This window comes from Endozoicomonas sp. SESOKO3 (assembly GCF_024606255.1).
The window spans coordinates 1-1,473 of the sequence record NZ_JAHHPR010000109.1; the positions used below are offsets into that span (position 1 = coordinate 1).

General features: G+C 51.7%; 1 protein-coding gene. It reads right to left on the minus strand.

The window, feature by feature from the left end:
- The coding region (locus KDK18_RS01950; RefSeq protein ID WP_257252806.1) for a hypothetical protein at nt 1-1,473 on the minus strand (1,473 nt) is incomplete at both ends.

Genomic DNA, 1,473 nt, shown 5'->3' on the forward strand with positions numbered 1-1,473 from the left:
CCCGTTCAGCTTAAGACCATCCAGGGAATCCAGCTTGCCCTCCCAGAGATGTGGGTTTTGCTCAAGCAGCAACTTTCTGCACTCTTCACCACAGTACTTGACGAGTCCTTCGATTTCTTTGTTAACCTTGCTGTCTTGACGGGTTGACTCATGGGAACAGGACTGCTGAAAAAGCAGTTCCAGCGGGCGCCCGTCGGGCCAGTGGCTGAAGCGTTGCTTTAGTGTACCGAGCAATTGCCGCTGTTTTTCGGGAGAACTGATCTCAATTTTGTTCAGCTCGTCAAGCAAAGATAAAGGTTTGGAAAAACGGGTTTCCTGTGACTCCTCGTGCTGAATCACACTTTGATAGTCATCGGTTGACTGCGCAATGATTTTCTCATTACGGGCGAAGGCCTCCAAACCAAAGTAATCCCCCGTATATTGGCTGTTGTTTCTATAAATTTGTGCATCCATACGGCCCAGTGTTGCAGAAGTCAAACGCATGTGCATGACCCTATCATTTATATGCCTGGAATGATCCGCCAGCCCCTCCGTGATTCGGGAAAATGTATATTCGGTGTCGCATTTCATCCTGCGTGCCGAAGCCTCGGCAGTGATATGCCAAAGCGGTTTTATCCCGATCTGAGTTCGTCGTTCAAAGGAGTTCAGAGCCGCTTCATTATTCAGGCTGATCACAATCTGTTCACTGGTCTGTTGCCGCTCTGCACAAAAGTTTAACTCGTGCCCGGGGCAGAACTGCCTGACGGGGTTGTCCTCAATGCCATGGGGCAGCCCCGGGCGGTAATACACCAGACGTCCTGCGCGAATACGACAATGGATTTCCCAATCGAGCAATTGTTCGTCATTGAAGTTCAGCAATTCTTTAAGAAACGCTTTTTTGCAGGTGTTTACTGGCGTATTGATATCCGCTGCCACGGCACGATTCATATCACCAAGGCAGCCGTGGTATTCAGCCAGAGCGTCCAGCCATTGCTCCTCCAGGTCGGCGGTAGCTGGTCGCTCCCCACCAATGCCCAACTCTGCCAGTTCCCTGAACAATGCTTCAACCACCGCTTTACTGTGTCCGGGAAAGGTGAGGGTCAGTTGATTTTCAAAACTCAGGGCTTCAGGCAGGTTCGGAGGAGAAAACAGAATACTGCCGCCTTCACAGACGGCCGATTCGAGTTCAACTGCCTGTACCGGTTGGTCGCTCAGGTGTGCGGCCTTCAGCTGTTCCTGACTCAAATAACTGACGCTCTGGCCTGTCAGTTTGGCAAAACCGTGGCTGAATTCAGCCAGCTGTACTTTCGCATCACCGCCTTGGCCGGTTCTTGAACTGACTCGTGCAGGGAAGCTCGGTGCAGGCAGGGGAGTCTTGATGGCTGGCAGTTCTGCAATAGACGGCACGTCGGCGGCTAACGATGCCCGGCACTTGTTAACAATGTCCTGCAGAACCATCACGGTCTTGTCAATGGTATTGTGATGCTTTTCGTC